This is a genomic window from Hydrogenophaga sp. H7 (assembly GCF_002025745.1).
In the GTDB taxonomy this organism is placed as follows: Bacteria; Pseudomonadota; Gammaproteobacteria; order Burkholderiales; family Burkholderiaceae_C; genus Hydrogenophaga; species Hydrogenophaga pseudoflava.
This window is the reverse complement of sequence record NZ_MCIC01000018.1, coordinates 60,885-86,224: the sequence shown is the minus strand read 5'-3', so window position 1 is coordinate 86,224 and position 25,340 is coordinate 60,885. Positions and strand designations below refer to the sequence as shown.

The following is a 25,340-nucleotide window of genomic DNA, read 5'->3' as shown; positions in this document are numbered from 1 at the left end:
GGTTGGAGAGACCGACATGTCTTCATCGCTTGGTGTGACCGTGCCGCTGTCACCGGCTGCGCCTGCGGCCACCGTGCCGACCGCCGTGGTGCGGCACTGGCGACCTTCGCTGCAATGGCTCTGGGCCTGGCCCTTCCCGCTGGCCGTGCTGCTGCTGTGGCAGCTGTCGTCGGTCTGGGGCTGGGCGCCCGAGCAGGTGCTGCCGCCGCCGGCCCAGATGTTCCGTACCTTCGCCGACATGGTGGCCAGCGGCGAGATCTGGAACAACCTCACGATCAGCCTGGTGCGCGTCTTCACCGGCTTCGGCATCGGTCTGCTGGGCGGGCTAGCGCTGGGCTCGGTCATGGGGCTTTCGCCCACCGCGCGCGACTACCTGTATCCGCTGTTCAAGGCCTTCGCCCAGGTGCCGGTGATCGGCTGGCTGCCGCTGCTGATGCTGCTGGTGGGCATCGACGAGGCGCTCAAGTTCCTGCTCATCGCCAAGGCCACCCTGGTGCCGGTCACGCTCAACACCTGCCAGGGCATCCAGGGAGTGCCCAACCGCTTCATCGAGGTGGCCCGGGTCTATGGCTTCAGCCGCTGGCAGATGCTGACCAAGGTGGTGTTCCCTGCTGCGACGGCGCCGATCTGGAACGGCGTGCGCTACGGCCTGACCCACGCCTGGCTGGCGCTGGTGGTGGTGGAACTGCTGGCCTCGTCCGAAGGCATCGGTTTTCTCATCGTCTACGGACGCCAGCTGTTCCAGCTGGACGTGGTGCTGGCCTCGGTGCTGGCGGTGGGCATCGTGGGCCTGGCGATCGACAAGCTGCTGTCGCTGGCCGAGGCTTGGCTGCTGCGCTGGCGCAAGCCCGGCTTGTGAGCAAGGAGACCAACATGTCACGAACACTTTCTTTGACCGTCGTGCCGCCGGCTTTGCGGGGCTGGGTGCTGCCCGCGCTGATCCTGCTGTTCTGGTGGTGGGCTGTGGCCTCGGGCTGGTCCACCTCGCCGCTGCTGGTCTCGCCCGTCGCGGTGTGGGACCGCGCGTTGCAACAGGTCACCAGCGGCGAGCTATGGGCCGCGCTCTCGGCCAGCCTGTGGCGCAACGCGCGGGGCTTCCTGCTGGGCGCCAGCGCCGGGCTGGCGGTGGGCGTGCTGCTGGGCTGGTCGCGCTGGGCCGATCGCCTGGTCGGCCCGTCCTTCCACACGCTCAAGCAGATCTCGCTGTTCGCCTGGATTCCGATGCTCTCGATGTGGTTCGGCCTGGGCGACGGCGCCAAGGTGGCCTTCATCGCCATGGCGGCCTTCTTCCCCATGGTGCTCAACACCTTCGAGGGCCTGCGCAGCGTGCCGCGCGAGTTCATCGAGGTGGGGCGCGTCTACGGCTTCGGTCTCTGGCAGCAGCTCACCCGCGTGATCGCACCCTCGGCCGCGCCCTCGGTCTTCACTGGGGTGCAGCTGGCGCTGATCTACAGCTGGCTGGCCACGCTGGGCAGCGAATACCTGATGGCGTCCGGCCCCGGCATCGGCAACACCCTGATCGACGGCCGCGAGCACTTCCAGATGGACCTGGTGCTGTTCGGCGTGGCCGTGATCGGCCTGGTGGGCTACGCCCTCAACGCCATCACGTCCGCTCTGGAGCGCCGCCTGCTGGCCTGGCGCGACCGCACCGTCGCCCGTTACTGATTTTTCTGGAGAAACACACCATGGCACACGCCGGCACCCTGGACATCCGGGGTCTGAACAAGCAGTACGAGGTCAAGGGCCAGCCCCTGCCCGTGCTGCAGGACATCCACCTCACCATCGCCCCGGGCGAGTTCGTCAGCATCGTGGGCACCAGCGGCTGCGGCAAGTCCACGCTGCTGCGCCTGGTCATCGGCCTGGAAGAGGGCTACCAGGGCGAGATCCTGCTGGACGGCACGCGCATCAAGGGCACGAACCTCAACCGCGGCATCGTGTTCCAGGAGCACCGCCTGTTCCCCTGGCTGACGGTGGAGAAGAACATCGCGCTGGGCCTGCTGAATTCGGACCTGACCGAAGGCCAGCAGCGCGCCACCATCCGCGAACACATCGAGCTGGTGGGACTCACCGGGTTCGAGAAGGCCTACCCGCACCAGCTCTCGGGCGGCATGTCGCAGCGCGTGGCGATCGCCCGCGCGCTGGTGAACCGGCCCGACATCCTGCTGCTGGACGAACCCTTTGGTGCGCTCGACGCCATGACCCGCGCCCACCTGCAGCAGGAGCTGCACCGCATCTGGCAGACCGAGGGCATCACCATGATCCTGGTGACGCACGACGTGGAGGAGGCGGTGTACCTGGGCGACAAGGTGGTGGTGATGGAGCCGCGCCCCGGCCGCATCCGCCGCACCGTGCCCGTGCCGCTGGCGCACCCGCGCGACCGCGCGTCCTACGCCTTCAGCACCGTCAAGGACAGCGTGCTGCGCGAGTTCGGCGAACACAGCGCGGCCGAGCTGGCCGAACCCCCTTTGAAGACCGAGCGTCCTGCATCCGAAATGGGCGCCTGGCAGTTCGCCGTTTGACCCTTTCCTGTTGATCGAGAACCCCCATGAACAAGACCCACTCCCCATCCCTTCAACGCCGCCACTTTGTGGCCGGTCTCGCTGCTGCGGGCCTGGCCGTGCCCTGGCTGGCGCGTGCGCAATCCAGTCCCACCAGGGTGGTGCGCATCGGTTCGCCTGACCTGGGTACCGCCGGCAAGCCCTCGCCGGGCGGTGGCACGCTGGCCATCGTGCAGGCCAACCGGTGGCTCGAAGAAGCGTTCGCCAAAGACGGCATCGAGGTGCAGTGGCACTTCTTCCGCGGCGCCGGCCCGGCCGTGGCCGAAGCGCTGGCGGCCAAACAGCTGGACATCGTCTCGCTCGGTGACCTGGCCTCGGTGATCCACAAGGCCCGCGGCCTGCCCACGCGTTTCATCGCCGCCACCGGCCGCGGCACCGACAGCTACCTGGCCACCGCGCCGGGTTCGACCATCAGGACGGTGGCCGACCTCAAGGGCAAGAAGGTCAGCGTGCTCAAGGGCACGGCCTACCAGCGCCCGTTCGACAACCTGCTGGCCGCTGCCGGCCTGACCGAGAAGGACGTCAAGCTCATCAACATGGACTGGCCCAGCTCCAAGGCCGCCGTGGTGGCGGGGCAGATCGACGCCACCTTCGGCGGGCCGGACCTGTTCATCCTGCGCGAGAAGGGCGTGAACATCCTGCCGCTGACGCGGGGCCAAGGACCGGCCTTCACCATCAACTCCGGCCTGCTCGCCACGGAGGACTTCCTGTCGGGCAACGCCGCGCTGGCGCAGCGCGTGGTCACGCAGCTGGTGCGTGCGGCGGCCTGGGCCTCGCAGGAAACCAACCGCGACGCGCTCATCAAGCTGTACGCCAGCAACAGCGGCAACCCCGAACTGTCGTTCCGGGAGGAACTGGCGGGGGACCACCTGGCGGTGCGCTACTCGCCGTTGCTCGACGAAGGCTTCATCGCCAACTACCAGACCGTTCTGAACGACGGCCTGCGCCTGGGCCTGATCCGCGGCGAGGGCTTCGACGTGAAGGCCTGGTTCCAGCCGCAGTTCGTGCAGCAGGCGGTGAAGGATCTGAAGCTGGAGAAAGCCTGGCGCGAGACCGATGCCGCCGGCAAGGCCAAGGGGGCGGCATGAGCGAACGTACCCGGCAACCCAACATCGTCTTCATCCTGGCCGACGACCTCGGCTGGGCGGACCTGAGCGTTTACGGACAGACCCAGTACCAGACCCCCCACCTCGACGCGCTGGCGGCCGGCGGCGTGCGCTTCACCCAGGCCTACGCCAACTCGGCGGTGTGCTCGGCCACACGCTTCGGCCTGATCACCGGGCGCTACCAGTACCGCCTGCGCGGCGGGCTGGAAGAACCGCTGGTGCGCACCGCCCACCTGCACGGCCTGCCGACCGACCACCCCACGCTGCCCTCGCTGCTGCGCGATGCGGGCTACGAGACGGCGCTGATCGGCAAGTGGCACCTGGGCAACCTGCCGCACTACGGCCCGCTCAAGAGCGGCTACAACCGCTTCTTTGGCAACTACGGCGGCGCCATCGACTACTTCACCCACAAGCCGGGCGTGGGCGCCGCGGTGCCGCGCGACCTGTACGAGGGCGAGGTGCCGGTCGAGCGCGTGGGCTACTACACGCAGCTGCTGGCCGACGAGGCCTCGTCCTGGATCGCGCAACAGGCCGAAGAAAAGCCGTTCTTCCTCTCGCTGCACTTCACCGCGCCGCACTGGCCCTGGGTGGGCCCGGAGGACGAGCACGTTTCGCGCGACCTCACGGACATCTTCCACTACGACGGAGGCAACCTGCACACCTACGCGAAGATGGTGCGCTCGCTCGACGCCGCGGTGGGGCAGGTGGTGCAGGCGCTCAAGGCCAAAGGCGTGTTCGACAACACCATCGTGATCTTCACCAGCGACAACGGCGGCGAGCGCTTCTCCAAGACCTGGCCCTTCACCGGCCAGAAGACCGAGCTGCTCGAAGGCGGCATCCGCGTGCCGACCCTGCTGTCCTGGCCCGCGCGTCTGCAGCCGCAGGTCAGCGAGCAGGTCACCATCACCATGGACTGGCTGCCCACGCTGCTGTCGGCCGCGGGCACAGCGCCACACCCCGACTACCCGAGCGACGGCGAGAACATCCTGCCGGTGCTGCAGGGCCAGGCGCCGGTGCACGAGCGCCGCCTGTTCTGGCGCTACAAGGCGCAGCGCCAGCGCGCGGCGCGCGAGGGCCGCTTCAAGTACCTGCGCATCAACGACCACGAGTTCCTGTTCGACGTCGAGGACGACACGCTGGAGCGCGCCAACCTCAAGGACAAACACCCCGCCGTGTTCGCCCGCCTGCGCCAGGCCTGGGAGGACTGGAACGCGCAGTTCCTGCCCATCACGGACGAGGTGTTCACGCACGGGGTGACGCCCGACATCCAGGCCGACCGCTATGCGCCCGAGCGGGCGAACCGCGGCCTGTGAGCGACGGCCTTAGACGAAAAGCTAATAAACAAACTACGACTCGGTCGTTTGTGTTTTGAAGCGTGCTGACCAGAATCGCCGCATGTCTTCTCCCACCGTTGTCATCGTTCCCGGCTGGCGCAACTCCGGCCCCGGCCACTGGCAGAGCCTGTGGGCCAGCCGGCTGTCCCGGGTGCTGCGCGTCGAGCAGGACGACTGGCTCAGCCCGCTCAAACGGCCCTGGGTGCAGCAGATCGCGCGCACCATCGAGCAGGCGCCGGGCGAGGTGGTCATCGCCGCGCACAGCCTGGGCTGCATCGCCACCACCCACCTGCCCGACGCCGCCAAGGCGCGCATCCGCGCGGCCCTGCTGGTGGCGCCGGCCGACCCCGAGCGGCGCGGCGTGCTGGCCGACTTCGCGCCCGTGCCCTACCAGCGGCTGCCGTTCCCCAGCATCGTCGTGGCCAGCAGCAACGACCCCTACTGCCCGGTCCGGCTGGCAGGCGCCTATGCCCGCGCCTGGGGCAGCGAGTTCCTCCGCCTGAACGACGCGGGACACATCAATGTGGAGTCCGGGCACGGGGAGTGGCCGCTGGGCCTGGCGCTGCTGCAGGCGCTGGGCGCGGAGATCACGCCGTCACAACCGCTCCCGCTGGCGGCCTGATCTTTATTCTGTATTCATATAAGAAAACAAAAACAAAGTCGTTTGATTTAGAACGACACAGTTTCAGAATGCCATGCATTCCCTCTATCGGAGCCCGATTTCCATGAAAAACACTTTCAAGCTCGCCCTCGGCGCCATCGCTTTCGCCGCCGCCACCGCCGCTTCCGCCCAGACCACGCTGCTCAACGTCTCCTACGACGTGGCGCGCGAGTTCTACAAGGACCTGAACACCGCCTTCGTGGCGAACTACAAAAAGACCACCGGCAAGGACATCAAGGTCGACCAGTCGCACGCCGGTTCGAGCGCCCAGGCGCGCGCCGTGGCCGACGGCCTGGAGGCCGACGTGGTGACCTTCAACACCACCACCGACGTCGATTTCCTGGCCGAGAAGGGCGTGGTCGCCAAGGACTGGCGCCAGAAATTCCCCAACGGCGCAGCGCCCACCACCTCGACCATGCTGTTCCTGGTGCGCCAGGGCAACCCCAAGGGCATCAAGGACTGGGACGACCTGATCAAGCCCGGCGTGCAGGTGGTGGTGGTCAATCCCAAGACCGGTGGCAATGGCCGCATGGCCTACCTGGCCGCCTGGGGCCAGGTGCGCGCCAAGGGCGGCACCGACGCGCAGGCCGCCGAGTTCGTGAGCAAGCTCTACAAGAACGTGCCGGTGCTGGCGCGCGGCGGGCGCGATGCCACCGGCATCTTCCTGCAGCGCAACATCGGCGACGTGCTGGTGACGTTTGAATCCGAGGTCGTGTCGGTGGACAACGAGTTCGGCAAGGGCAAGGTCGACGCCATCCACCCCAGCGCCTCCATCGTGGCCGAGAACCCGGTGGCCATCGTCGAACGCACGGTCGCCAAGAAGGGCACCGCCGCCGACGCCAAGGCCTACCTCGACTTCCTGTACTCGCCCGAAGGCCAGGAGATCGCCGCCAAGCACAACATCCGCCCGCGCAACGAGGCGGTGCTGAAGAAATACGCCGCCGCGTTCAAGCCGATCAAGTTCTTCACCGTCGAGCAGTACTTCGGTTCGCTGGGCGAAGCGCAGAAGGTGCACTTCAACGACGGCGGCCAGTTCGACAAGCTGTACACCGCGGGCAAGTAAGCCATGTCCGGACATGCTGTTTCGCTGCCGGGCACCGCGCCGGCGGCCGGGGCCGGTGCGCGCCGCAGCAGCGCGCGCGTGCTGCCGGGCTTCAACCTCACGCTGGGCATCACGGTGCTGTACCTGAGCCTGATCGTGCTGATCCCGCTCTCGGCCCTGGTGTTCAAGACCTTCACGCTGACCTGGCCGCAGTTCTGGGAGGCGGTCACGTCCCCGCGCGTGCTGGCGTCCTACCGCCTGACCTTCGGCGCCTCGTTCATCGCGGCCTGTGTCAACGTGGTGTTCGGCCTGCTGGTGGCCTGGGTGCTGGTGCGGTATCCGTTCCCGGGCAAGAAGATCGTGGATGCGCTGGTGGACCTGCCGTTCGCGCTGCCCACCGCCGTGGCCGGCATTTCGCTGACTGCGCTGCTGGCCGGCAACGGCTGGATCGGCCAGTACTTCGAGCCGCATGGCATCCAGCTCGCCTTCAACCCCAACGGCGTGGTGATCGCGCTGATCTTCATCGGCCTGCCCTTCGTGGTGCGCACGGTGCAGCCGGTGCTGGAAGACGCCGAGAAGGAACTGGAAGAAGCCGCCACCTGCCTGGGCGCCACGCGCTGGCAGACCTTCAGCCGCGTGATCTTCCCCAGCATCGCGCCCGCGCTGCTGACCGGCTTTGCCATGGCCTTCGCGCGCGCCGTGGGTGAGTACGGCTCGGTCATCTTCATTGCCGGCAACATGCCCATGGTCTCCGAGATCACGCCGCTGATCATCATCGGCAAGCTGGAGCAGTACGACTACGCCGGTGCCACCGCGGTGGCCACGGTGATGCTTGTGATCTCCTTCATCCTGCTGCTGGTCATCAACGGCCTGCAGGGCTGGCAGCGCAAGCGTTCAGCGGGGAATTCGCAATGAGTGACCAGAACAACATCCGCAGCGCCCAGCGCGGCACCACCGAGGCGCCCTGGATCCGCTGGACGCTCACCGGCATCGCGCTGGTCTTCATGTTCCTCTTCCTTGTGTTGCCGCTGGCGGCGGTGTTCACCGAGGCCCTGCGCAAGGGCTGGGACGCCTACTGGGAAGCGCTCAAGGAACCCGACGCCTGGGCGGCCATCCGCCTCACGCTGCTGACCGCCGCCGTGGCCGTGCCACTGAACCTGGCGTTCGGCATCGCGGCCGCCTGGGCGATTGCCAAGTACGAGTTCCGTGGCAAGTCCTTCCTCACCACGCTGATCGACCTGCCGTTCTCGGTCTCGCCCGTGGTGGCCGGCCTGATCTACGTGCTGGTGTTCGGCGCGCAGGGCTGGCTCGGCCCCTGGCTGATGGAGCACGACATCAAGATCGTGTTCGCCGTGCCCGGCATCATCCTGGCCACCATCTTCGTCACCTTCCCCTTCATCGCGCGCGAGCTGATCCCGCTGATGCAGGCGCAGGGCAACGACGAAGAGCAGGCCGCCATCGTGCTGGGCGCCACCGGCTGGCAGACCTTCTGGCGCGTGACCCTGCCCAACATCAAGTGGGGCCTGATCTACGGCGTGATCCTCTGCAACGCGCGCGCCATGGGCGAGTTCGGCGCGGTCTCGGTGGTCTCGGGCCACATCCGCGGCCAGACCAACACCATGCCGCTGCACATCGAGGTGCTCTACAACGAGTACCAGTCGGTGGCCGCGTTTGCCGTAGCCTCGCTGCTGGCCCTGCTGGCCCTGGTCACGCTGGTGATCAAGAGCGTGGTGGAGTGGCGCCACGAACGCGAGATGAAGGCGATTGCCGAACTGCCGCCGGAGAACCCGCACGCACGCGCCGCGCCGGCCCCCGTGGCCTCCGCCGCCTGACCCGAACGAGGACGAAACCATGAGCATCCAGATCCGCGACGTCAACAAGCACTTCGGCAACTTCCACGCGCTGAAGAACGTCAACCTCGACATCGACTCCGGCGAACTGCTGGCCCTGCTGGGCCCCTCGGGCTGCGGCAAGACCACGCTGCTGCGCATCATCGCCGGCCTGGAAACGCCGGACACCGGCAGCATCCACTTCAGCGGCGAAGACACCACCGACGTGCACGTGCGTGATCGCAACGTGGGCTTCGTGTTCCAGCACTACGCGCTGTTCCGCCACATGACGGTGTTCGAGAACGTGGCCTTCGGCCTGCGCGTCAAGCCGCGCGGCGAGCGCCCGAGCGAGGCGCAGATCAGGAAGAAAGTGACCGACCTGCTCAAGCTGGTGCAGCTGGACTGGATCGCCGACCGCTACCCGTCCCAGCTCTCCGGCGGCCAGCGCCAGCGCATCGCGCTCGCCCGCGCGCTCGCGGTCGAGCCCAATGTGCTGCTGCTGGACGAACCTTTCGGCGCGCTGGACGCGAAGGTGAGAAAAGAGTTGAGAAGGTGGCTGCGCCGCCTGCACGACGAGCTGCACGTCACCTCCATCTTCGTCACGCACGACCAGGAGGAAGCCCTGGAAGTGGCCGACCGCGTGGTGCTGATGAACCAGGGCGTGGTGGAGCAGGTCGGTTCGCCGCAGGACGTGTGGGACCACCCGGCCAGCCCGTTTGTCTACGGCTTCCTGGGCGACGTGAACCTGTTCCACGGCCGCGCGCACGAAGGCCTGCTGCACCTGGACGGCGTGGCCATCCAGACGCCCGAACACGCCAGCGCCCAGAACGCCCAGGCCTTCGCCTACGTGCGCCCGCACGACCTGGACGTGCACCGCTACCAGGCCGGTGGCGAGGTCGATGCCGCGGGGCGCCCGCATGGCATCGTCGCCCGGCTGGACCGCGCCATCGTGGTCGGCCCCATCGCGCGGCTGGAGCTCATGCCGGTGGACGCCGCGCCGCGCGACGGCCACGACCCGCTGATCGAGGCGCAGATTCCGGCGCAGCAGTTCCGCGAACTCGGCTTCCAGGAAGGCGAGACCCTGGTGGTCTCGCCGCGCAAGGCGCGCGTGTTCCTGCAGCCGGCCTGACGGCGCGGGGCTTCAGGCCCTTTGCAGTTCGACGGTGACGTGCACGATCTCCTCGTGCACCCCCAGCCACTGCCGCACGGCGTCGGCGGTCAGCGCCGGGTCGCTGGTGACCAGGGTCAACGCACAGGCCCAGGCGCCGCGGCCCACGCGCCAGACGTGCAGGTCGGTCAGCCGCAGGCCGTGGGCGGCCGCGTGTTCGGCGACCACCTCGCGGATCTCGCCGACCACCGGGTGGTCCATCTCCCGGTCCAGCAGCACCTTGCCGGTCTCGGCGATCAGGCCCTTGGCCCAGACGGCCACCAGCACCGCGCCGACCACGCCCATCACCGGGTCCAGCCAGCTCCAGCCCAGCCACCAGCCGCCCGCCAGCGCCAGGATGGCCAGCACCGAGGTGGCGGCGTCGGCGATCACGTGCAGGTAGGCGGCGCGCAGGTTCAGGTCTTCGTGGTGGCCAGGGCCATCGTGGTCGTGGTGCTCATGGGCATGCGCGTGGCCATGGTCGTGACCGTGGTGCGCGCCGCCGAGGATGAAGGCGCTGGCCAGGTTCACCACCAGCCCCAGCACGCCCACCGCCATCGCCTCCGCGTAGCGGATCGGCTGCGGGTCCAGCAGGCGCTCCACCGAGCCCACCACCATCAGTGCTGCCACGCCCAGCAGGAACAGCGCGCTCGAAAACCCCGCCAGCACCTCGATCTTCCAGGTGCCGAAAGCAAAGCGCGGGTCGGCGGCCAGGCGCCGCGCCATGGCGTAGGCCAGGGCCGAGAGGCCGATGGCCACCGCGTGCGAACTCATATGCCAGCCGTCGGCCAGCAGCGCCATGGAGTTGAACCACCAGCCCGCAGCGATCTCCACCACCATGGTGCCCAGCGTCAGCCACATCACCAGGCGCGTGCCGCGCTCGGCGGCCGGGTTGCCGCTGTCGAAGGCGTGGCCGTGCGAGCAGTGGGGCGGGCGGGTGGCGGGTGTGGGCAGCGTGTTCATGGCGCGGTCGTGCGGGCGGTGCCGCGATTGTCCCGCACGCGGCCCGCGCGACGGCCGCCTCAGACCAGCTGCGCGCTGAGCATCTGCACCTGCTGGCGCAGTTCGGCGTTCTCGGCTTCGAGTTGCGCGACGCGCTGGCGCAGGGCGCTCACCTCGTCGCTGGCGGGGGCCGCTTCGGGGGCCGCGTCGCTGGAGGCTTCGGCGCTCTCATCGCGCGGCTTGCGGCGCGACTCGCGCACGCGCTTGGCGGCCTGCTTCAGCTCGTCCTTGCCGGCGGCCGCGGCGGCGCGCTGTTCTTCCTCCGGCAGGGTGGCGACCACGGCGGCGGCGTTGAGCGAAATGTCACCGGCCCGCACGGCGGCCACCACCTCGGGCGCGGCCTGCTTCTGGATCTTTTCGATCATGCCGACCTGCGAAGCGCTCAGGCGCGCGGCGCGCGCGATGTCCTCGCGGCTCTGCAGCGGTTTGGGTTCGAGCACGGCGGCCAGCGCGGCGGCGGGCGCCTCGCCTTCCCATGGGGCGTCGCCGGTCGGCGCTTCAGGCACCGGCCCGGCGGCCTGGTCCGCCTCGGCCTTGGCGCGCGAGCGCCGCTCGGCCACGATTTCGCGCTTGCGCAGCGCCAGCACACCGCGCTGGAAGTCCGAGAGGCTGCGCCGCCCCAGGTGCTGGTCGATCATCCACAGGTGCACGTCTTCCATCGACTGGAAGCGCGGGTTCTGCACCGTCTGGAACGGCAGGCCGTGCTTGGTGCAGATGCCGTAGCGGTTGTGGCCATCGACCAGGATGTCGCCCCACAGCACCAGCGCGTCGCGGCAACCCTCGGCCAGCAGGCTGCGCTCCAGCGCGTCGTGTTCGTCGGGCGTCAGCGGTTCGATGTAGGCCTTGAGTTCTTCCAGGACGACGATGTTCACGGTGCGCGCTCCCTCGGGCAAAAGGGCGCGATTGTAGAGAAGCGCCGAAGCCGCCTGTTACCTCAGAACCCCACGGCCGCACCGTCGCGCCGCGGGTCGCTCGCGGCCACGTAGCCTTCACTGCCCGGGTCGCCCAGGCGCCAGATGAACTGGCCGGCGCCGAAGTCCTGGTAGGGGTCGTCGATCAGCCGGGTCTGGTGGCCCAGGTCGTGCAGGCCCTGCACGGTGGCCCGGTCCATCGCCGATTCCACGTTGATGTGCAGCCCCGCGTCGAAGCGCCAGCGCGGCGCGTCGCAGGCGGCCTGCAGGCTCTGGCCGTGGTCGAGCAGGCGCACCAGGGTCTGCATGTGGCCCTGCGGCTGCATGTTGGCGCCCATCACGCCGTAGCTCATCACCGGCTGGCCATCCTTCGTGAGGAAGGCCGGGATGATGGTGTGGAAGGGGCGCTTGCCCGGCGCCACCAGGTTGGCGGTGTTGCGGCCCGGGCCGGTGTTCAGGTTGAAGCCGTGGCCGCGGTTCTGCAGGCTGATGCCGAACGTGGGCTCGACCGCGCCCGAGCCGAAGCCCATGTAGTTGCTCTGGATGAAGCTGACCATCATCCCGCGCTCGTCGGCGGCGGTCAGGTACACCGTGCCGCCCTTGGCCGGGTTGCCGGCGCCGAAGTCCTGCGCCTTCGTCATGTCGATCAGCGCCGCGCGCTGCTTCAGGTAGGCCGGGTCCAGCATCTGCGCGGGGCTCAGGTCCATCGCGCCCGGCTCGGCCACGTAGCGGTAGACGTCGGCAAAGGCCAGCTTCATTGCCTCGATCTGCAGGTGCTGCGCGGCCACGCTGTCCACCTTCAGGGCCGCCACGTCGAAGTTCGAGAGGATGCCCAGCGCGATCAGCGCCGCGATGCCCTGGCCGTTGGGCGGGATCTCGTGCAGCGTGTAGCCGCGGTAGTCCTGTGCGATGGGCGTCACCCATTCGGGTCGGTAGGCCGCGAGGTCGGCCTCGGTCAGCGCGCCGCCGTGTTGTGCTGCAAAGCGCGCGAGCGCTTGCGCGATGGGGCCGCGGTAGAAGGCCTCACCCTTGGTTTCGGCGATGGCGCGCAGGCCCTTGGCCGCGGCCGGAAAACGGAACAGCTCGCCCACCTGCGGCGCACGGCCCCAGGGCAGGAAGGCCTGTGCAAACCCCGGCAGCGACTGCAGTTCGGGCGTGGCCGCCGCCCACTTCTGCTGCACCACCACCGGCACCGCATAACCGCGCTCGGCCAGTTCAATCGCCGGCTGCATCAGGTCGGCAAAGGGCAGCTTGCCGAAGCGCTCGCTCAGCGCCACCCAGCCCGCCACTGCGCCAGGCACGGTCACCGAATCCAGCCCGCGCTTGGGCGGCGTCAGCGCATCGGCGCCGTACTTGCCGTGGAAGTAGCCGGGCGTCCAGGCCTGGGGCGCGGTGCCGCTGGCGTTCAGGCCGTGCAGCTGCTGCCCGTCCCAGAGGATGCAGAAGGCGTCCGAGCCCAGGCCGTTGCTCACCGGCTCGGTGATGGTCAGCGCCGCCGCCGCGGCAATGGCCGCGTCCACCGCGTTGCCGCCGGCCAGCAGCATGCGCAGCCCGGCCTGCGCGGCCAGCGGGTGCGAGGTGCTGACCACGTTGCGCGCGAACAGCGGCAGGCGGGTGCTGGGGTAGGGGTTGTGGTGCTGGAGGTTCATGCCGGCATTCTGCAGCGCCGGTCGCTGTTTTCAACCTCCGCTGCGCAGCAGCATGGCGGGGTTCAGGCGCATCCGCGCCAGCAGGTAGCGCGCGCCCAGCCCCAGGCTCATCGCGCTCACACCGGCCGCCGTGAGCAGCCCGCTCCAGTACAGGCCGGCCGGGCTCATGTCCAGCCGCCACTGCAGCAGCGCGGTGGCCAGCGCGCTGCCGGCCAGCAGGGCGAAGCCGGCGGTCACGGCGGCCAGCAGCACGTATTCCCACACCAGCACGCGCCGCAGCAGCGAATGCCGCGCGCCCAGCGCGTGCATCACCGTGGCGTCGTAGAGCTGGGCGGCTGCGGCTGGCGGCCACCACGCTGGCCAGCACCAGCAGGCTCGCGGCCAGGCACACACCGGCCACCACCGCCAGCCCGCCGCTGGCGCGGGCCATCAGCGCGCGGGTCTCGCGCAACATGGACTCGGTGCGCGCGGTGGCGATGTTGGGTGCGGCCGCCGCCAGCCGGTCCTGTGCGTCCAGGGTCTGGTCGGTCGGCATCCAGGCCGCGCCCACGTGGCGGGTGATGAAGGGGTCCAGCACACCGTCGCTGAAGATGGCTTCGAGCCACAGGCGCGACTGCATGCGCCGCTGGCTGTAGATGGCGGAGAGCGTCGCCTCCACCGGCTGGCCCAGGATCTCGAAGCGCAGCCGGTCGCCCACCTGCAGGCCCAGCCCGTCGGCCTCGCGGTCTTCCATCGCCACCAGCGGTTCTCCCTGATGGTCTTCTGGCCACCACGCGCCACGGTCGATCACCACGTCGTCGAAGTTGCCGCTGCGGTCGCTCAGCTTGTGTTCGTCGTGCGATTCGCGGGCGCGTTCGCCATCGCCACTTTCACGCAGCGCCTCGCCGTTGACGGCCACCAGCCGGCCCAGCACCAGCGGCGCGGTCTTCACCGCTTCCAGGCCGGGCGAGGCCTGGAGCGTCTCGCGCAGCAGCGGGATCTGGTCGGTCTGCACGTCGTAGAACACCAGGGCCGGCGCCTGCTCGGGCACGGTGTCGTTCACCGTGCGCAGCAGCGTGGCCACCACCAGGGTGCAGGCCACCAGCAGCGTGAGCGCCGAGCCCAGCGAGAGCAGGGCGGTGCGCAGCGGCGAATGCGGCTGCTGCAGTCCGGCCAGCGCCAGCTGCAGCGGCAAGGGCAGCGCCCGGTGGTGCTGCAGGCGCGCGGCCACGCGGCGCAGGCCGCGTGTGGCGAGGTCGAGCACGCCCAGCAGAGCGGCCGTGGTCAGCACGAAGGCCAGGCCAAAGCGCGGGTCGGGCAGGGTGGCCACCAGCAGCGCCAGCGTGGCGCCGGCCACGGCGGCGGTGAGCCAGCGCGCGCGGCGCGGCGTATGCAGCACCTGCCCCTCCACGCCGCGAAACAGCGCGGCCGGGCTCACCGACAAGGCCCGCCCCAGTGCCGGCAGCGAGAACGCCAGCGCGGTCAGCACGCCAAACACCAGCGCCAGCAGCGCGGGCGGCCACAGGCTGTGCAGCAGCAGCGTCACCGGCAGCTTGTCGGCCGCCAGCTGCGCGCCGGCCAGCGCCAGGCCCATGCCCAGCAGCGCGCCCGCCGCGCTCGCCAGCACCGCGAGCAGCCCGATCTGCAGCAACACAAACGCGGCCAGCCGGCCGTCGCGCAGGCCCAGCGCGCGCAGCGTGGCCAGGCTGGTCAGCTTGCCCTGCAGGTAGGCCTGCACGCTGTTGAACACGCCCAGCCCGCCGATGAACAGCGCCGAGAAACCGATCAGCAGCAGGCCCGAGCCGATCTGGCCCAGCACCTCGGCCATGCGGTCGCTGCGCTCGTCGAAGCTGCGCGTCTCGGCATCCAGCGCGGGGAAGGTGGCGATGAACTGGTCGCGCCACGCGTTGGCCGGCTCGGTGGTGCGCACGCGGTAGTGGTGTTCCACCCGGCTGAGCGGCTGCACCAGGCCGGTGGCCATGAGCGCGCCCTCGGCCACCAGCACCGGCGCCGCGCCCCAGTCGGCGCGCAGGCTGCGGTCGGGCTGGCGAATGGTGAGCGCGCGCACGGTCAGCGACAGGTTGCCGACCTCGATGCGGTCACCGGGCTTCAGGCCCAGGCGCGTGGCCAGCGCGGCATCGACCGCCGCGCCCCACAGGCCGTCCCGTTGCGCCAGCGTGTCGGCCAGCGTGCCCGCCGGCTGCAGCGCCACCGCGCCGTACAGCGGGTAGGCGGCGTCGGCGCTCAGCAGCTCGATCAGTTGCGCGCGGCCGCTCTCCAGACGCAGCATGGTGCGCAGCTCGATCACGCGCGAGACGGTGCCGCGCGCCTGCATCCAGGCCAGCGCATCGGCCGGCAGCGGCTGGGGCGACTCCACCTCCACGTCGCCACCGAAGATCAGCCGCGCGTCGTGGCGCAGCGCGTCGGCCACCTGGCGGTACAGGCCGCCGCCCGCCGCCACCAGCGAGACGCCCAGCACCAGGCAGGCGACAAAGATCCAGAGACGCCGGCCGCTGGCGCGCAGGTCGCGCCAGGCCAGGTCAAGCAGAAAGGGCATTGCTCGCCTCCGGCTGGCGGGAGGTCGGGGCTTCGCGCCCCTCCAGCGTTTCATGCAGCTGCCCGTCGTGCAGGCGCAGCACGCGGTCGCAGCGAGCGGCGAAATCCAGGTCGTGCGTCACCAGCACCAGGGTCGTGCCCAGCTCGCGGTTGAGGCTGAAGATCAGCTCGCGCACCGCCCCGGCCGTCTGGTCGTCCAGGTTGCCGGTGGGCTCGTCGGCCAGCAGCAGGCGCGGCCGGTGAACCAGCGCCCGCGCAATCGCCACGCGCTGCTGCTCGCCGCCCGACAGCTGCGAAGGCCGGTGGTGCAGCCGGTCCCCCAGGCCCACCCGCTGCAGCATCGCGGCCGCCGCCTCGCGCGCGCCGCTGGCCCCCGCCATCTGCAGCGGCAGGGCGGCGTTGTCCAGCGCGCTCAGGCTGGGCAGCAGGTGAAAGCTCTGAAAGACGATGCCCACCCGCTCGCGCCGCAGGTCGGCCAGCCCGTCGCTGCTCAGGCGGCCCAGGTCGGTGCCGTCGATGCGGATGCGCCCCGCACCGGGCCGCTCCAGTCCCGAGAGCAGGAGCAGCAGCGAGGTCTTGCCCGACCCCGAAGGCCCGGCAATGGCCACGCTCGTGCCAGCCGCGACGCGCAGGTTCACGTCGCGCAGCACCTGCACCTGGCGGGTGCCGATGGTGTATTGCATGGACAGGCCATCGGCCTCGATCAGGTGGGTGTGGGGCATGGGCGGTGTGAGGGGCTGGGCGGGGCAAAGTTCAAGGTGCCGGATGTACGAGGCTCCCGGGTTTTACGGGGTTTGTCTACCTGTATAAATGACAGGTATTCACGCGCAACAGGTTGATCTGATTGCGCTGTCGGGGAAATGACGTGACCAGAATTTCCCGCAGGTATGTGCTGGATACATCCCACTAGGCGTCGCAAACACCACTCTAACTATGCATACAGCGCTGCTCCGAAGCCAACGGAACCACGTATTTGCTGTCATCAAGGAGGCCGGCTTTGACCCCCTCGACTTCGACTGGTCGAAGACAAGCACTCGCTGGCACGACAACGGAGATTCTCCGGTTGAGGAGCTAATCCATAGTCCAACGGGCTTTCACTTCGTGTTTGATAGGTTTGAAGGCCGGGCAAACCCTCGATTCACCCCTCGCGAGGACCGTGCCGCTGAACTGGACTGCGGCCAAGTCGACTCATGGGAGGAGGTCAGACATCAGTTGAGACGCTGGCTGGAAATTGTTAAGAACGAAGTTGAGCAGCCAGATCTATGGGTCTTGGCCAAGGAGGACAAGAAGCTCGTTGCCGCAAGAATCGACGACATTGAGAACGCACCATTCTCATTGAACGAGCAGGAAAGAATACGACTTGCAGTCGGCGAGATACACGCTTTCCTGAAGTCCAGCGCAGAGCACTCGCAATCGGATCTGCAGTTCATTCAGGCGCGTCTTGAGCATCTTGCCGATTCATCATCAAGACTTGGCCGGAAGGACTGGATCACCCTTGCAATGGGAACCCTTACGAACATCGTGGTCGGTGTGGCCCTTGCTCCTGAAGCCGCGCGCGAATTGGTTCGTACCGCCGGCGCCCTGCTAGGTTGGGTCGTTGGGAATGCCCAACTATTGCCATAGGCCCGATGACCGACACCCATTCCAGGGACTTCCCAACGTGTCAACGGTGTTGGACTGCGTTTTCTGTGTATGTGGTTAAGACCTTCGATGACGTCAACGCATAGCCCGACAGAGAACGGTCTGCCACTCTAAGGACGGCCTTGTCGCGGTGATGAGGGCACTGCGGACCCAGACACGAACCGCTCAGCGCGGCTCCAATCCGTTGGCGTGGACCTTGGGCCTTGTGAACCGCCTCGGGACCCGAGGCGGTTCACTTGCGGCGTGGGCACTAATGTTTAGTAGAGTTTGCGCGCTGCCGGTCTGACCTGTTAGGTCATCTCTTGTGTTTTGTCCCGCAGGGAAACCGACGTGTTCAAGCGGCGCGATCGTGCCGAGCTTGATGTTGATGTGCTGAGGATCAAAGCGCTGGCTGCGCATCATCTCCGCCCGGAGGATGCGAGCGCTCTTGTGAGCCAGCGCGACCACGGCCTTCTGCCACCTGGGGCGCTCCTTGCACGCCTGCACCCATCGAGAGATCCGATCGCTACAGCTGTGCGCGGTGTTCAGTCATCCCCCCGGCACAGCCCACACCCGCTGCCCGCCAATCGCATGAAAGCACCTGCCCGGCGCAGCCGGCAGCGCATGCCCGCCAGTGAACGCCCCAAACGCCGGCAGCACGGCCTGGCCCGGTTCGCTCACGAAGCAGGGCAGGCGCAGCGCGTCGCGCGCGGGGCCGCTGAGTTGGCAGACCGGGTGCAGGTGGCCGGCGAGCACGAAGTGGGTGGGGTGGGCTTGTGGGTGGTGGCAGCAGGCGAAGGGGCCGAGCAGCCAGGGCTCGTCCACCACCTCGATGCGCGCCTCGGGCGGCGGGTCGCCCGCACGGTCGTCGTGGTTGCCGCGCACCAGGGTCATCGCCACGCTGCGGTGGCGTTCGCGCCAGTCGTGCAGGGCCTTGAGCACCGGGGGCGTGCGGCCGGTGGCCGCGTGCAGGAAGTCGCCCAGGAACACCAGCCGTTGGGGGCGGTGCAAGGCGATGAGCTCGCTCAGCCGCGCGAGGTTGTCGCGCGTGGTGCCGCCGGGCACGGGCTGGCCCAGCGCGCGGTAGCTGGCGGCCTTGCCCAGGTGCAGGTCGGCGATGAACAGCGCCTGGCCCGCCGGCCACCACAGCGCGTGCGCGGGCAGCAGGTGCAGCGCCTCACCGGCCCAGTGGACGGTGGCGTGCCCGTCAGGCGTAGTCGTAGGTGCCACCTTTTTTCAGAGCCGTTTGGTAGGCCGGGCGCGCGTGGATCTTCTTGAGCCACGCCATGGTGGCCGGGCGCGAGGGGCCGAGGCCGGCGCGCGCGACGGCGGCTTCGAGCGGGAAGCTCATCATGATGTCGGCCGCGGTCATCTGCTTGCCGGCGAACCAGGGGCGTGAGGCCAGCACCTGCTCCACATAGTCCAGGTGCACGTCCACCATGGGCTGCACCTTTTTCACCGCAATCCCGCCGATCAGCGGCACCTTGCTCATGGCCAGCATGAGCAGCAGGTTGGGCATGAGCGAGCCTTCGGCGTAGTGCATGAACTGGCGGTACTGCAGCAGCCCCTCGCCCTGGTTGGCGGGGCCGAGCTGGCCGGTCTTGTCGACCAGGTACTCGCAGATGGCGCCGGTCTCCACCAGCTTGAGCTTGCCGTCTTCCAGCACCGGCGACTTGCCCAGCGGGTGCACCTTCTTCAATTCGGGCGGCGCGAGCATGGTCGCCTTGTCGCGCTCGTAGAAGCGGATCTCGTAGGGCAGTTCCAGCTCTTCGAGCATCCACAGCAGGCGCTGCGAACGGGAGTTGTTCAGGTGGTGGACGATGAGGGTCATGGTCGCGTGGTGTGGAGGGTGGAGCGCTGGATTGTGGCGGCTGGGCCTGGAGTCTGCAGCCTAAAGCGGTCTTCGGGGGCGGTGTGGCCGCCGTGCCCGCTTCGCCGCCGCGGGGGGCTTGTCCGGCGCGCCCTCGCGCCCGAAGGCCAGCGAGCCGCGCACCTGTTCCGGGTCGCTGTCCGCATGGCCGCCTGCAGCTTTCTCCAGCTGCGCCAGCATGCGCGCGATGCGGTCGGCCACGCTCTCGTTGCTCAGCTTCTCGCGCAGGCGCTCGACCATCAGCGGGAAGGCAAACGGTGTGGGCCGCGCCAGATCCTTCAGCACCAGCGCCTGCCGCGCCATGCGGCGCAGCGCCTCGCGCAGGCGGCCGATCTCCAGCTCCTGCGCCAGCAGCTCGGCTTCGGCCTGCTGCAGCAGGCGGTTGCCAGGGTCGTACTTGCGGAACACCTCCCAGAACAGGCTGCTGGACGCCTGCAGCTGCCGGCTGCTGCGCTTCTCGCCCGGGTGGCCCTGGAAGACCAGACCCGAGACGCGCGCGATCTCGCGGAAGCGCCGCTGCGCCAGTTCGCTGGCGTTCAGGCTCTGCAGGATTTCGTTCAGCAAGGCTTCGTCGTCGGTCTGTTCTTTCAACAGATCGGGCAGCAGCGATGGCCAGTCGATCGCGGTCGCGCTCAGCAGCTCGAAGCCGTAGTCGTTGACCGCGATGGAGAAGGTGTTGGGCGCGCGCTGCGCCACGCGCCAGGCGATCAGGTTGGCCAGGCCCAGGTGCACGTGCCGGCCGGCGAAGGGGTAGAGGAAGAGGTGCGTGCCTTCGCGCGAGTGCATGACTTCCGCGAGCAGCGTGTCGGGCGAGGGCAGGGCCGACCACTGCGCCTGCAAATCGAGCAGCGGCCGGGCGGCCTGCAGCTCGGGGTCGTCGAAGTCGCCGGCCTGCACGCGCGCCAGCTGCGCCACCACCGCGTCGGCCAGCGTGGTCGACAGCGGCATCTTGCCGCCGTTCCAGCGCGGCACGGTGGGCTTGCGGCCCATGTCGCCAGGTTTCACGCGCTTGACCCAGGCCGTCATGTCGTGGACGCGCACCAGCTCCAGCAGCCGGCCCGCGAACAGAAAGCAGTCACCCGGTTTCAGGCGCGCGGCAAAGCTCTCTTCCACATTCCCGATCTTGCTGCCGCCGACGTATTGCACCGACATGCTCGCGTCGCTCACGATGGTGCCGATGTTCATGCGGTGGCGCCGCGCGAGCCGCGCGTCGGGCACGCGCCAGACGCCGTGTTCGTCGGCCACCACGCGGTGGTAGTCCGGATACGCGGCGAGCGAGGGGCCGCCTTGCGAGACGAAGTCCAGGCACCAGCGCCAGTGGTCTTCTGACAGCTCGGCGTAGGCGGCCGTGCTGCGGATTTCGGCCAGCAGCGCGTCGGGCGTGAAGCCGCCGCCGAGCGCGACCGTGACCAGGTGCTGCACCAGCACGTCCAGCGGTTGCTTCGGCGTCTCGCGCGCCTCGATCTGCCCGGCCGTCACCGCTGCGCGGGCGGCCGCGCCTTCCACCAGTTCCAGGCTGTGCGTGGGCACGATGCTCACGCGCGAAGGCCGGCCCGGCGCGTGGCCCGAGCGGCCCGCGCGCTGCAGCAGCCGCGCAACGCCCTTGGGCGAACCGATCTGCAGCACGCGCTCGACCGGCAGGAAGTCCACGCCCAGGTCCAGGCTGCTGGTGCAGACCACGGCGCGCAGTTCGCCGGCCTTCAGACCGGCCTCCACCCATTCGCGCACCGCACGGTCCAGCGAACCGTGGTGCAGCGCGATCAGCCCCGCCCACTCGGGCTTGGCGTCCAGCAGCGCCTGGTACCAGATCTCGGCCTGCGAGCGGGTGTTGGTGAACACCAGCGTGCTGCCGCTGCGCTCGATCTCGTTCACCACCGACGGCAGCATGGCCAGGCCCAGGTGGCCACCCCAGGGGAAACGGTCCACGCGCGGCGGCAGCAGGGTGTCCACCGTCAGTTGCTTGGGGGTCTGGCCGCGCACCATGCGGCCGGCCTCTGCGGCCTGCGGGCCGAGCAGGGTGTGCATGGCTTCATCCAGGTTGCCCAGCGTGGCCGACATGCCCCAGATGCGCAGGGCCGGGTTCCACCGCCTCAGCCGCGCGATGGCCAGTTGCGCCTGCACGCCGCGCTTGTTGCCCATCAACTCGTGCCACTCGTCCACCACCACCAGGGCGGTGCGGCCCAGGGTCTCGGGCGCGTCGGCGCGGGCGATCAGCAGGCTCAGGCTCTCGGGCGTCGTCACCAGCACCGTGGGCAGGCGCTCGGCCTGCTTGGCGCGCTCGCTGCTGCTGGTGTCGCCGCTGCGGGCGCCGGCCGTCCACGCGGGCGCCAGGTCGGGCAGGGGATCCTTGAGCGCCCGCAGCGTGTCGGCCGCCAGCGCGCGCATGGGCGTGAGCCAGACCACGGTCAGCGGCGGCGTGCGCTTGGCCTCCGTGTCGGCCAGTGCCTGCAGCGCGCCCAGCCACACGGCGTAGGTCTTGCCGGCGCCGGTGGTGGCGTGCAGCAGGCCGCTCTCGCCACGCGCCATCGCGTCCCACACCTCGCGCTGAAACGGAAACGGCGACCAGCCGCGCGCGGCCATCCAGGCGGCGGCGTCGGGCTTTTTCACGCGGCGCCCCCGGGCAACAGCGCGGCCAGCGTCTGCAGCGTGTCGGCCTCGTCGACGGGTTTGTCCTCGCGCCAGCGCAGCATGCGCGGGAAGCGCACCGCGATGCCGCTTTTGTGGCGCGGGCTGCGTGCGATGCCTTCGAAACCCAGTTCAAACACGAGCGTGGGCCGCACGCTGCGCACCGGGCCGAAGCTCTCGATGGTGGTGGCGCGGATGATGGCGTCCACCTTGGCCATCTCGGCGTCGGAGAGGCCCGAGTAGGCCTTGGCGAAAGGCACCAGCTGCCGGCCTTCGGTGCCCGGCGGCGCGTTCCACAATGCAAAGGTGTAGTCGCTGTAGACGCTGGCGCGGCGGCCGTGGCCGCGCTGGGCGTAGATCAGCACCGCGTCCACGCTCATGGGGTCGATCTTCCACTTCCACCAGGTGCCCGCGGCCTTGGTGCGGCCCACGCCGTAGGCGCTGGTGCGCTGCTTGAGCATGAAGCCTTCGGTGCCGCGTTCGCGGGCTTCCTCTCGCAGCGTTGCAAGTTCCGTCCAGGTGGCACCGGTCAGCAACGGGCTGGCGATCAGCAGCGGGTGGTTCATGTCCTGCACCAGCGCGTCCAGCGCCGCGCGGCGCGCGTGCAGGGGTTGCTCGCGCAGGTCCTGCCCGCTTTCTTCAAGCAGGTCGTAGGCCAGCAGCGCCACCGGCAGTTCGCGCAGGATCTTCGGCCCCAGCGTCTTGCGGCCGATGCGCTTCTGCAGGTCGGCGAAGGGCTGCGGTCTGTTCTCTCTCCACACCACGATCTCGCCGTCGAGTACCGTGCCCTCGGGCAGGGCGTCGCCCAGCGCGGCGAGTTCGGGAAAGCGCTCGGTCACCAGCTCCTCGCCGCGCGACCACAGCCAGACCTGGCCCGCGCGTCTCACCAGTTGCGCGCGGATGCCGTCCCACTTCCATTCCACCTGCCAGTCGGCCGGCGGGCCGAGCAGCTCGTCGAAGCGGTCCAGCGCTTCGTTGAACGGATGGGCCAGGAAGAAGGGGTAGGGCTGGCCGCTGGTCTGCGGCTGCTGTTCGGCGGTGCTCTCCGGCGCCACCAGCGCCGCATAGTCGGCGGCCGACGGCTGCGCGCCGATGTGCGTGTAGCCCATCAGCCGCTGGGCCACCCGTTTGGGGTCGACCCCCGCCACGGCCGCCAGCGCCTGTGTGACCTGGAGCTTGGACACGCCGACGCGGAAGCCGCCGGTGATGAGCTTGAAGTAGACGAAGCGCTGGTCATCGGGCAGGACGTTCCACTGCTCGCGCAGCTTCTCGTTCAATGCGTCTGGCGGCAGTCCGCGCAGCGGCAGCAGGTGCCGGGTCAGCCACTCGGCCAGACCACGGTCCACCGGCGCCGTGGCCGCCGGCAGCAGCAACGACACCGTCTCGGCCAGGTCGCCCACGGTCTGGTAGCTCTCTTCGAACAGCCATTCGGGCAGGCCCGCTGCCGCCTGCGCCAGTTCGCGCAGCGCGCGCGTGGGCACAGTCTGGCGCGGTTTGCCGCCGGCCAGGAAGTACACCGCCCAGGCCGCGTCTTCGGCCGGTGCTTCTGAAAAGTAACGCTGCAGCGCGGCCTGCTTCTCGCGCGTGGCGGTGCTGGCGTCCAGCTCGCGGTAGAGGGCGGCGAAACGCTTCATGCCGCTGGCTCCGTGGGCGCCTCCGGCGCAGCCTTGTCCGCCGCATCCTCGTCGCCGTACTCGGTCTCGAAGGCCTGTGCGTCCAGCCCCTGCTCGGTCAGCCAGCGCACCAGCACCGGCACGCTGCCGTGCGTCACGCGGATGTGCTCCGCGCCGGTCGCTTTGATGGCGCTCATCAGCCCCGGCCAGTCGGCGTGGTCGGACATGACGAAACCGCGGTCCACGCCACGCCGCCGCCGCGTGCCGCGCACCAGCATCCAGCCGCTGGCAAACGCGTCCACCGCGTCGGCGCCGAAGCGCTTCATCCACGGCGTGCCCTGGGCCGAGGGCGGGGCGAGCACCAGCGCGCGCTGCAGCGCGGTCTTGTCGAGTTCGGTCACACGGTGCGTGGGCGGCAGTTCGACGCCGGCCGCGCGGTACACCGCGTTCAATGGCTCCACCGCGCCGTGCACGACGATGGGGCCGATGCTGGCGTCCACCCCGTGCAGCAGCCGCTGCGCCTTGCCGAAGGCGTAACAGAGCAGCACCGAGGCGCGGCCCTCGTCGGCGTTGCGCCGCCACCAGGCGTTGATCTCGTCGAACAGCACCGCCTGCGTGGGCCAGCGGTAGATGGGCAGGCCAAAAGTCGATTCGGTGATGAAGGTGTCGCAGCGCACGGGCTCGAAAGGCGCGCAGGTGCCGTCGGCCTCGGTCTTGTAGTCGCCCGAGGCGACCCACACGCGCCCGCCATGCTCCAGCCGCACCTGGGCCGAGCCCAGCACATGGCCGGCCGGGTGCAGCGACAGGCGCACGCCGTTGTGTTCGATCACCTCGTCGTACTCCAGCGTCTGCAGGTGGATGTCGGCCCCCAGCCGCTGGCGCAGCGTGCCGGCGCTGTGCGTGTGCGCCAGGTAGTGCGCATGGCCCCAGCGCGCGTGGTCCGAATGGCCGTGCGTGATCACGGCCCGTTCCACCGGCCGCCAGGGGTCGATGAAGAAGTCGCCGGCCGGGCAGTACAGGCCTTCGGGACGGGCGACGATGAGGTCGGGAGCGGTGGCGGTGTGGGTGGCGGCCATGGCGCACGCCAGTGTGCCGCAGGCGCCCTGCATTGCCCCTTCGGTTTCTGCAGAAACCCCAGGGTGGTCGGCTCTCTGTCAGACTGCGCGTCGGTCGCAAGTTGCGGGCGACCACCGTCGAACAAGAGGGGACGTATGTCTGGAGGTGACTGGAAAGAGATGTTCAACGCCGGTTGCGCGGGCGATCTGGCGCTGGTGGAACACCATGTGAAGTCGGGCGTCGACGTGAACTACGCCCACCCAGAGTTCCTGTCCACGCCGCTGGTGGCCGCGATTCTGGCGGGGCAGGAGGCGGTGGCCCTGTACCTGCTGGACCATGGGGCCAACCCGGCCCTGCCGTCCGAGTTCGACGCCGCCACGCCGCTGCAGGCCGCGCAGCAGATGGGGCTGGTGGCGGTGGAGGAGAAGCTGTACGCGATGGGCGTGCCCCGGCCGCCTGCCGGTGCCGCGGTCGAGACGGAAGCCAGGCCATCGGAAACGCTGGCGCTTGCCGCAGCGGCGGTGTACGGGGCCTTGTTCGTCGCGCTGGTGGTCGGCGTGGTCTACGGCCTGCGCATGCACTGCGAGAGCTTCGGCTGCATGGGCCTGGGGGTCTACTGGTTCGCCTGGTCGGTGGTGTACGCCGTGTCGGGCCTGATCGGCCTGTGGGCGCGTTCACTCACGCGGAGCGCGGCTGTCGCGGCGAGCCCGGTGCGCTGGGCGGTCCGTCTGCACCAGCTCATGGGGCTGGCCCTGCTGGTCCTCTGGTGGTTCAGCACCTGA

21 protein-coding genes and 1 pseudogene are annotated in these 25,340 nt (G+C 69.3%); 12 read left to right on the top strand and 10 right to left on the bottom strand.

What is annotated here, in order from left to right; genetic code table 11:
- Positions 1 to 16: 16 nt before the first annotated feature.
- The 10 genes from BC358_RS18060 to BC358_RS18015 all read left to right on the top strand — a co-directional run bounded on the left by BC358_RS18060 (position 17) and on the right by BC358_RS18015 (position 9,659).
- Positions 17 to 859: an ABC transporter permease gene (locus tag BC358_RS18060; protein WP_079366906.1), complete on the top strand. Its 843-nt coding sequence runs from the start codon at positions 17 to 19 to the stop codon at positions 857 to 859.
- 14 nt (positions 860 to 873) lie between these two features.
- On the top strand, positions 874 to 1,665 hold the full coding sequence (locus tag BC358_RS18055) for an ABC transporter permease (protein ID WP_079366905.1): 792 nt from the start codon (positions 874 to 876) through the stop codon (positions 1,663 to 1,665).
- A 20-nt stretch (positions 1,666 to 1,685) separates the two neighbouring features.
- Entirely contained in the window at positions 1,686 to 2,519 is an 834-nt protein-coding gene (locus tag BC358_RS18050) for an ABC transporter ATP-binding protein (protein WP_079366904.1), read from the top strand.
- 26 nt (positions 2,520 to 2,545) lie between these two features.
- The gene (locus BC358_RS18045; RefSeq protein WP_079366903.1) at positions 2,546 to 3,646 is read left to right on the top strand and encodes an ABC transporter substrate-binding protein; all 1,101 of its coding nucleotides are present in this window, start codon (positions 2,546 to 2,548) and stop codon (positions 3,644 to 3,646) included.
- Entirely contained in the window at positions 3,643 to 4,977 is a 1,335-nt protein-coding gene (locus tag BC358_RS18040; protein WP_079366902.1) for a sulfatase, read from the top strand. The genes BC358_RS18045 and BC358_RS18040 overlap by 4 nt, the downstream gene beginning before the upstream one ends.
- A gap of 82 nt (positions 4,978 to 5,059) precedes the next feature.
- On the top strand, positions 5,060 to 5,620 hold the full coding sequence (locus BC358_RS18035) for an alpha/beta hydrolase (protein ID WP_079366901.1): 561 nt from the start codon (positions 5,060 to 5,062) through the stop codon (positions 5,618 to 5,620).
- A 103-nt stretch (positions 5,621 to 5,723) separates the two neighbouring features.
- On the top strand, positions 5,724 to 6,722 hold the full coding sequence (locus BC358_RS18030) for a sulfate ABC transporter substrate-binding protein (RefSeq protein ID WP_143434361.1): 999 nt from the start codon (positions 5,724 to 5,726) through the stop codon (positions 6,720 to 6,722).
- A 3-nt stretch (positions 6,723 to 6,725) separates the two neighbouring features.
- Complete coding sequence (gene cysT / locus BC358_RS18025; protein WP_079366900.1) at positions 6,726 to 7,616, top strand: sulfate ABC transporter permease subunit CysT; 891 nt, start codon at positions 6,726 to 6,728, stop codon at positions 7,614 to 7,616.
- Complete coding sequence (gene cysW, locus BC358_RS18020) at positions 7,613 to 8,533, top strand: sulfate ABC transporter permease subunit CysW (RefSeq protein WP_079366899.1); 921 nt, start codon at positions 7,613 to 7,615, stop codon at positions 8,531 to 8,533. Before cysT ends, cysW begins: the two co-directional genes overlap by 4 nt.
- A 19-nt stretch (positions 8,534 to 8,552) precedes the next feature.
- Positions 8,553 to 9,659, top strand: a complete 1,107-nt coding sequence (locus BC358_RS18015) for a sulfate/molybdate ABC transporter ATP-binding protein (protein ID WP_079366898.1) — start codon at positions 8,553 to 8,555, stop codon at positions 9,657 to 9,659.
- Between the two features lie 12 nt (positions 9,660 to 9,671).
- On the opposite strand, the gene dmeF is transcribed toward BC358_RS18015, so the two are convergent.
- The 5 genes and pseudogenes from dmeF to BC358_RS17990 all read right to left on the bottom strand — a co-directional run bounded on the left by dmeF (position 9,672) and on the right by BC358_RS17990 (position 16,496).
- Positions 9,672 to 10,640 carry a CDF family Co(II)/Ni(II) efflux transporter DmeF gene (dmeF, locus tag BC358_RS18010; protein ID WP_079366897.1) on the bottom strand — a complete coding sequence of 323 codons (969 nt, stop codon included), beginning with the start codon at positions 10,638 to 10,640 and terminating at the stop codon, positions 9,672 to 9,674.
- 59 nt (positions 10,641 to 10,699) lie between these two features.
- A complete protein-coding gene (locus BC358_RS18005; protein WP_079367114.1) occupies positions 10,700 to 11,551 on the bottom strand; it encodes a plasmid replication/partition related protein in 852 nt (283 codons plus the stop codon).
- Positions 11,552 to 11,613: 62 nt separating this feature from the next.
- Entirely contained in the window at positions 11,614 to 13,239 is a 1,626-nt protein-coding gene (locus BC358_RS18000) for a gamma-glutamyltransferase family protein (RefSeq protein ID WP_079366896.1), read from the bottom strand.
- 1,420 nt (positions 13,240 to 14,659) lie between these two features.
- A pseudogene (locus tag BC358_RS22505) lies at positions 14,660 to 15,046 on the bottom strand (FtsX-like permease family protein); the annotation flags it as partial.
- Positions 15,047 to 15,758: 712 nt separating this feature from the next.
- Positions 15,759 to 16,496, bottom strand: coding sequence for an ABC transporter ATP-binding protein (locus BC358_RS17990; protein WP_079366895.1), 738 nt, complete (start codon positions 16,494 to 16,496; stop codon positions 15,759 to 15,761).
- Between the two features lie 211 nt (positions 16,497 to 16,707).
- Here BC358_RS17990 and BC358_RS17985 point away from each other — a divergent pair, with 211 nt between their 5' ends.
- A complete protein-coding gene (locus tag BC358_RS17985; RefSeq protein WP_079366894.1) occupies positions 16,708 to 17,397 on the top strand; it encodes a hypothetical protein in 690 nt (229 codons plus the stop codon).
- Positions 17,398 to 17,943: 546 nt separating this feature from the next.
- On the opposite strand, the gene pdeM is transcribed toward BC358_RS17985, so the two are convergent.
- Genes pdeM through BC358_RS17960 form a run of 5 tightly spaced genes read right to left on the bottom strand, consistent with a single transcriptional unit; the run spans position 17,944 to position 24,578 of the window.
- Positions 17,944 to 18,624, bottom strand: coding sequence for a ligase-associated DNA damage response endonuclease PdeM (gene pdeM / locus BC358_RS17980; protein WP_079366893.1), 681 nt, complete (start codon positions 18,622 to 18,624; stop codon positions 17,944 to 17,946).
- Complete coding sequence (locus tag BC358_RS17975; RefSeq protein WP_079366892.1) at positions 18,602 to 19,225, bottom strand: glutathione S-transferase family protein; 624 nt, start codon at positions 19,223 to 19,225, stop codon at positions 18,602 to 18,604. Before BC358_RS17975 ends, pdeM begins: the two co-directional genes overlap by 23 nt.
- Positions 19,226 to 19,285: 60 nt before the next feature.
- Positions 19,286 to 21,844 (bottom strand): ligase-associated DNA damage response DEXH box helicase, encoded by a 2,559-nt coding sequence (locus BC358_RS17970; protein WP_079367113.1) that lies wholly within the window; start codon positions 21,842 to 21,844, stop codon positions 19,286 to 19,288.
- 23 nt (positions 21,845 to 21,867) lie between these two features.
- The gene (locus tag BC358_RS17965; RefSeq protein ID WP_079366891.1) at positions 21,868 to 23,523 is read right to left on the bottom strand and encodes an ATP-dependent DNA ligase; all 1,656 of its coding nucleotides are present in this window, start codon (positions 23,521 to 23,523) and stop codon (positions 21,868 to 21,870) included.
- The gene (locus BC358_RS17960) at positions 23,520 to 24,578 is read right to left on the bottom strand and encodes a ligase-associated DNA damage response exonuclease (protein WP_079367112.1); all 1,059 of its coding nucleotides are present in this window, start codon (positions 24,576 to 24,578) and stop codon (positions 23,520 to 23,522) included. Before BC358_RS17960 ends, BC358_RS17965 begins: the two co-directional genes overlap by 4 nt.
- A 159-nt stretch (positions 24,579 to 24,737) precedes the next feature.
- On the opposite strand from BC358_RS17960, the gene BC358_RS21980 reads away from it, so the two are divergent.
- Positions 24,738 to 25,340, top strand: coding sequence for an ankyrin repeat domain-containing protein (locus tag BC358_RS21980; RefSeq protein WP_143434360.1), 603 nt, complete (start codon positions 24,738 to 24,740; stop codon positions 25,338 to 25,340).

What these genes read in the sequence shown, in the direction of transcription:
- BC358_RS18060 (WP_079366906.1), top strand. Translation starts at nt 17, where the DNA reads ATGTCTTCATCGCTTGGTGTGACCGTGCCGCTGTCACCGGCTGCGCCT.
- BC358_RS18055 (WP_079366905.1), top strand. Translation starts at nt 874, where the DNA reads ATGTCACGAACACTTTCTTTGACCGTCGTGCCGCCGGCTTTGCGGGGC.
- BC358_RS18050 (WP_079366904.1), top strand. Translation starts at nt 1,686, where the DNA reads ATGGCACACGCCGGCACCCTGGACATCCGGGGTCTGAACAAGCAGTAC.
- BC358_RS18045 (WP_079366903.1), top strand. Translation starts at nt 2,546, where the DNA reads ATGAACAAGACCCACTCCCCATCCCTTCAACGCCGCCACTTTGTGGCC.
- BC358_RS18040 (WP_079366902.1), top strand. Translation starts at nt 3,643, where the DNA reads ATGAGCGAACGTACCCGGCAACCCAACATCGTCTTCATCCTGGCCGAC.
- BC358_RS18035 (WP_079366901.1), top strand. Translation starts at nt 5,060, where the DNA reads ATGTCTTCTCCCACCGTTGTCATCGTTCCCGGCTGGCGCAACTCCGGC.
- BC358_RS18030 (WP_143434361.1), top strand. Translation starts at nt 5,724, where the DNA reads ATGAAAAACACTTTCAAGCTCGCCCTCGGCGCCATCGCTTTCGCCGCC.
- cysT (WP_079366900.1), top strand. Translation starts at nt 6,726, where the DNA reads ATGTCCGGACATGCTGTTTCGCTGCCGGGCACCGCGCCGGCGGCCGGG.
- cysW (WP_079366899.1), top strand. Translation starts at nt 7,613, where the DNA reads ATGAGTGACCAGAACAACATCCGCAGCGCCCAGCGCGGCACCACCGAG.
- BC358_RS18015 (WP_079366898.1), top strand. Translation starts at nt 8,553, where the DNA reads ATGAGCATCCAGATCCGCGACGTCAACAAGCACTTCGGCAACTTCCAC.
- dmeF (WP_079366897.1), bottom strand. Translation starts at nt 10,640, where the DNA reads ATGAACACGCTGCCCACACCCGCCACCCGCCCGCCCCACTGCTCGCAC.
- BC358_RS18000 (WP_079366896.1), bottom strand. Translation starts at nt 13,239, where the DNA reads ATGAACCTCCAGCACCACAACCCCTACCCCAGCACCCGCCTGCCGCTG.
- BC358_RS17990 (WP_079366895.1), bottom strand. Translation starts at nt 16,496, where the DNA reads ATGCCCCACACCCACCTGATCGAGGCCGATGGCCTGTCCATGCAATAC.
- BC358_RS17985 (WP_079366894.1), top strand. Translation starts at nt 16,708, where the DNA reads ATGCATACAGCGCTGCTCCGAAGCCAACGGAACCACGTATTTGCTGTC.
- BC358_RS17975 (WP_079366892.1), bottom strand. Translation starts at nt 19,225, where the DNA reads ATGACCCTCATCGTCCACCACCTGAACAACTCCCGTTCGCAGCGCCTG.
- BC358_RS17970 (WP_079367113.1), bottom strand. Translation starts at nt 21,844, where the DNA reads ATGGCCGCGCGCGGCTGGTCGCCGTTTCCGTTTCAGCGCGAGGTGTGG.
- BC358_RS17965 (WP_079366891.1), bottom strand. Translation starts at nt 23,523, where the DNA reads ATGAAGCGTTTCGCCGCCCTCTACCGCGAGCTGGACGCCAGCACCGCC.
- BC358_RS17960 (WP_079367112.1), bottom strand. Translation starts at nt 24,578, where the DNA reads ATGGCCGCCACCCACACCGCCACCGCTCCCGACCTCATCGTCGCCCGT.
- BC358_RS21980 (WP_143434360.1), top strand. Translation starts at nt 24,738, where the DNA reads ATGTTCAACGCCGGTTGCGCGGGCGATCTGGCGCTGGTGGAACACCAT.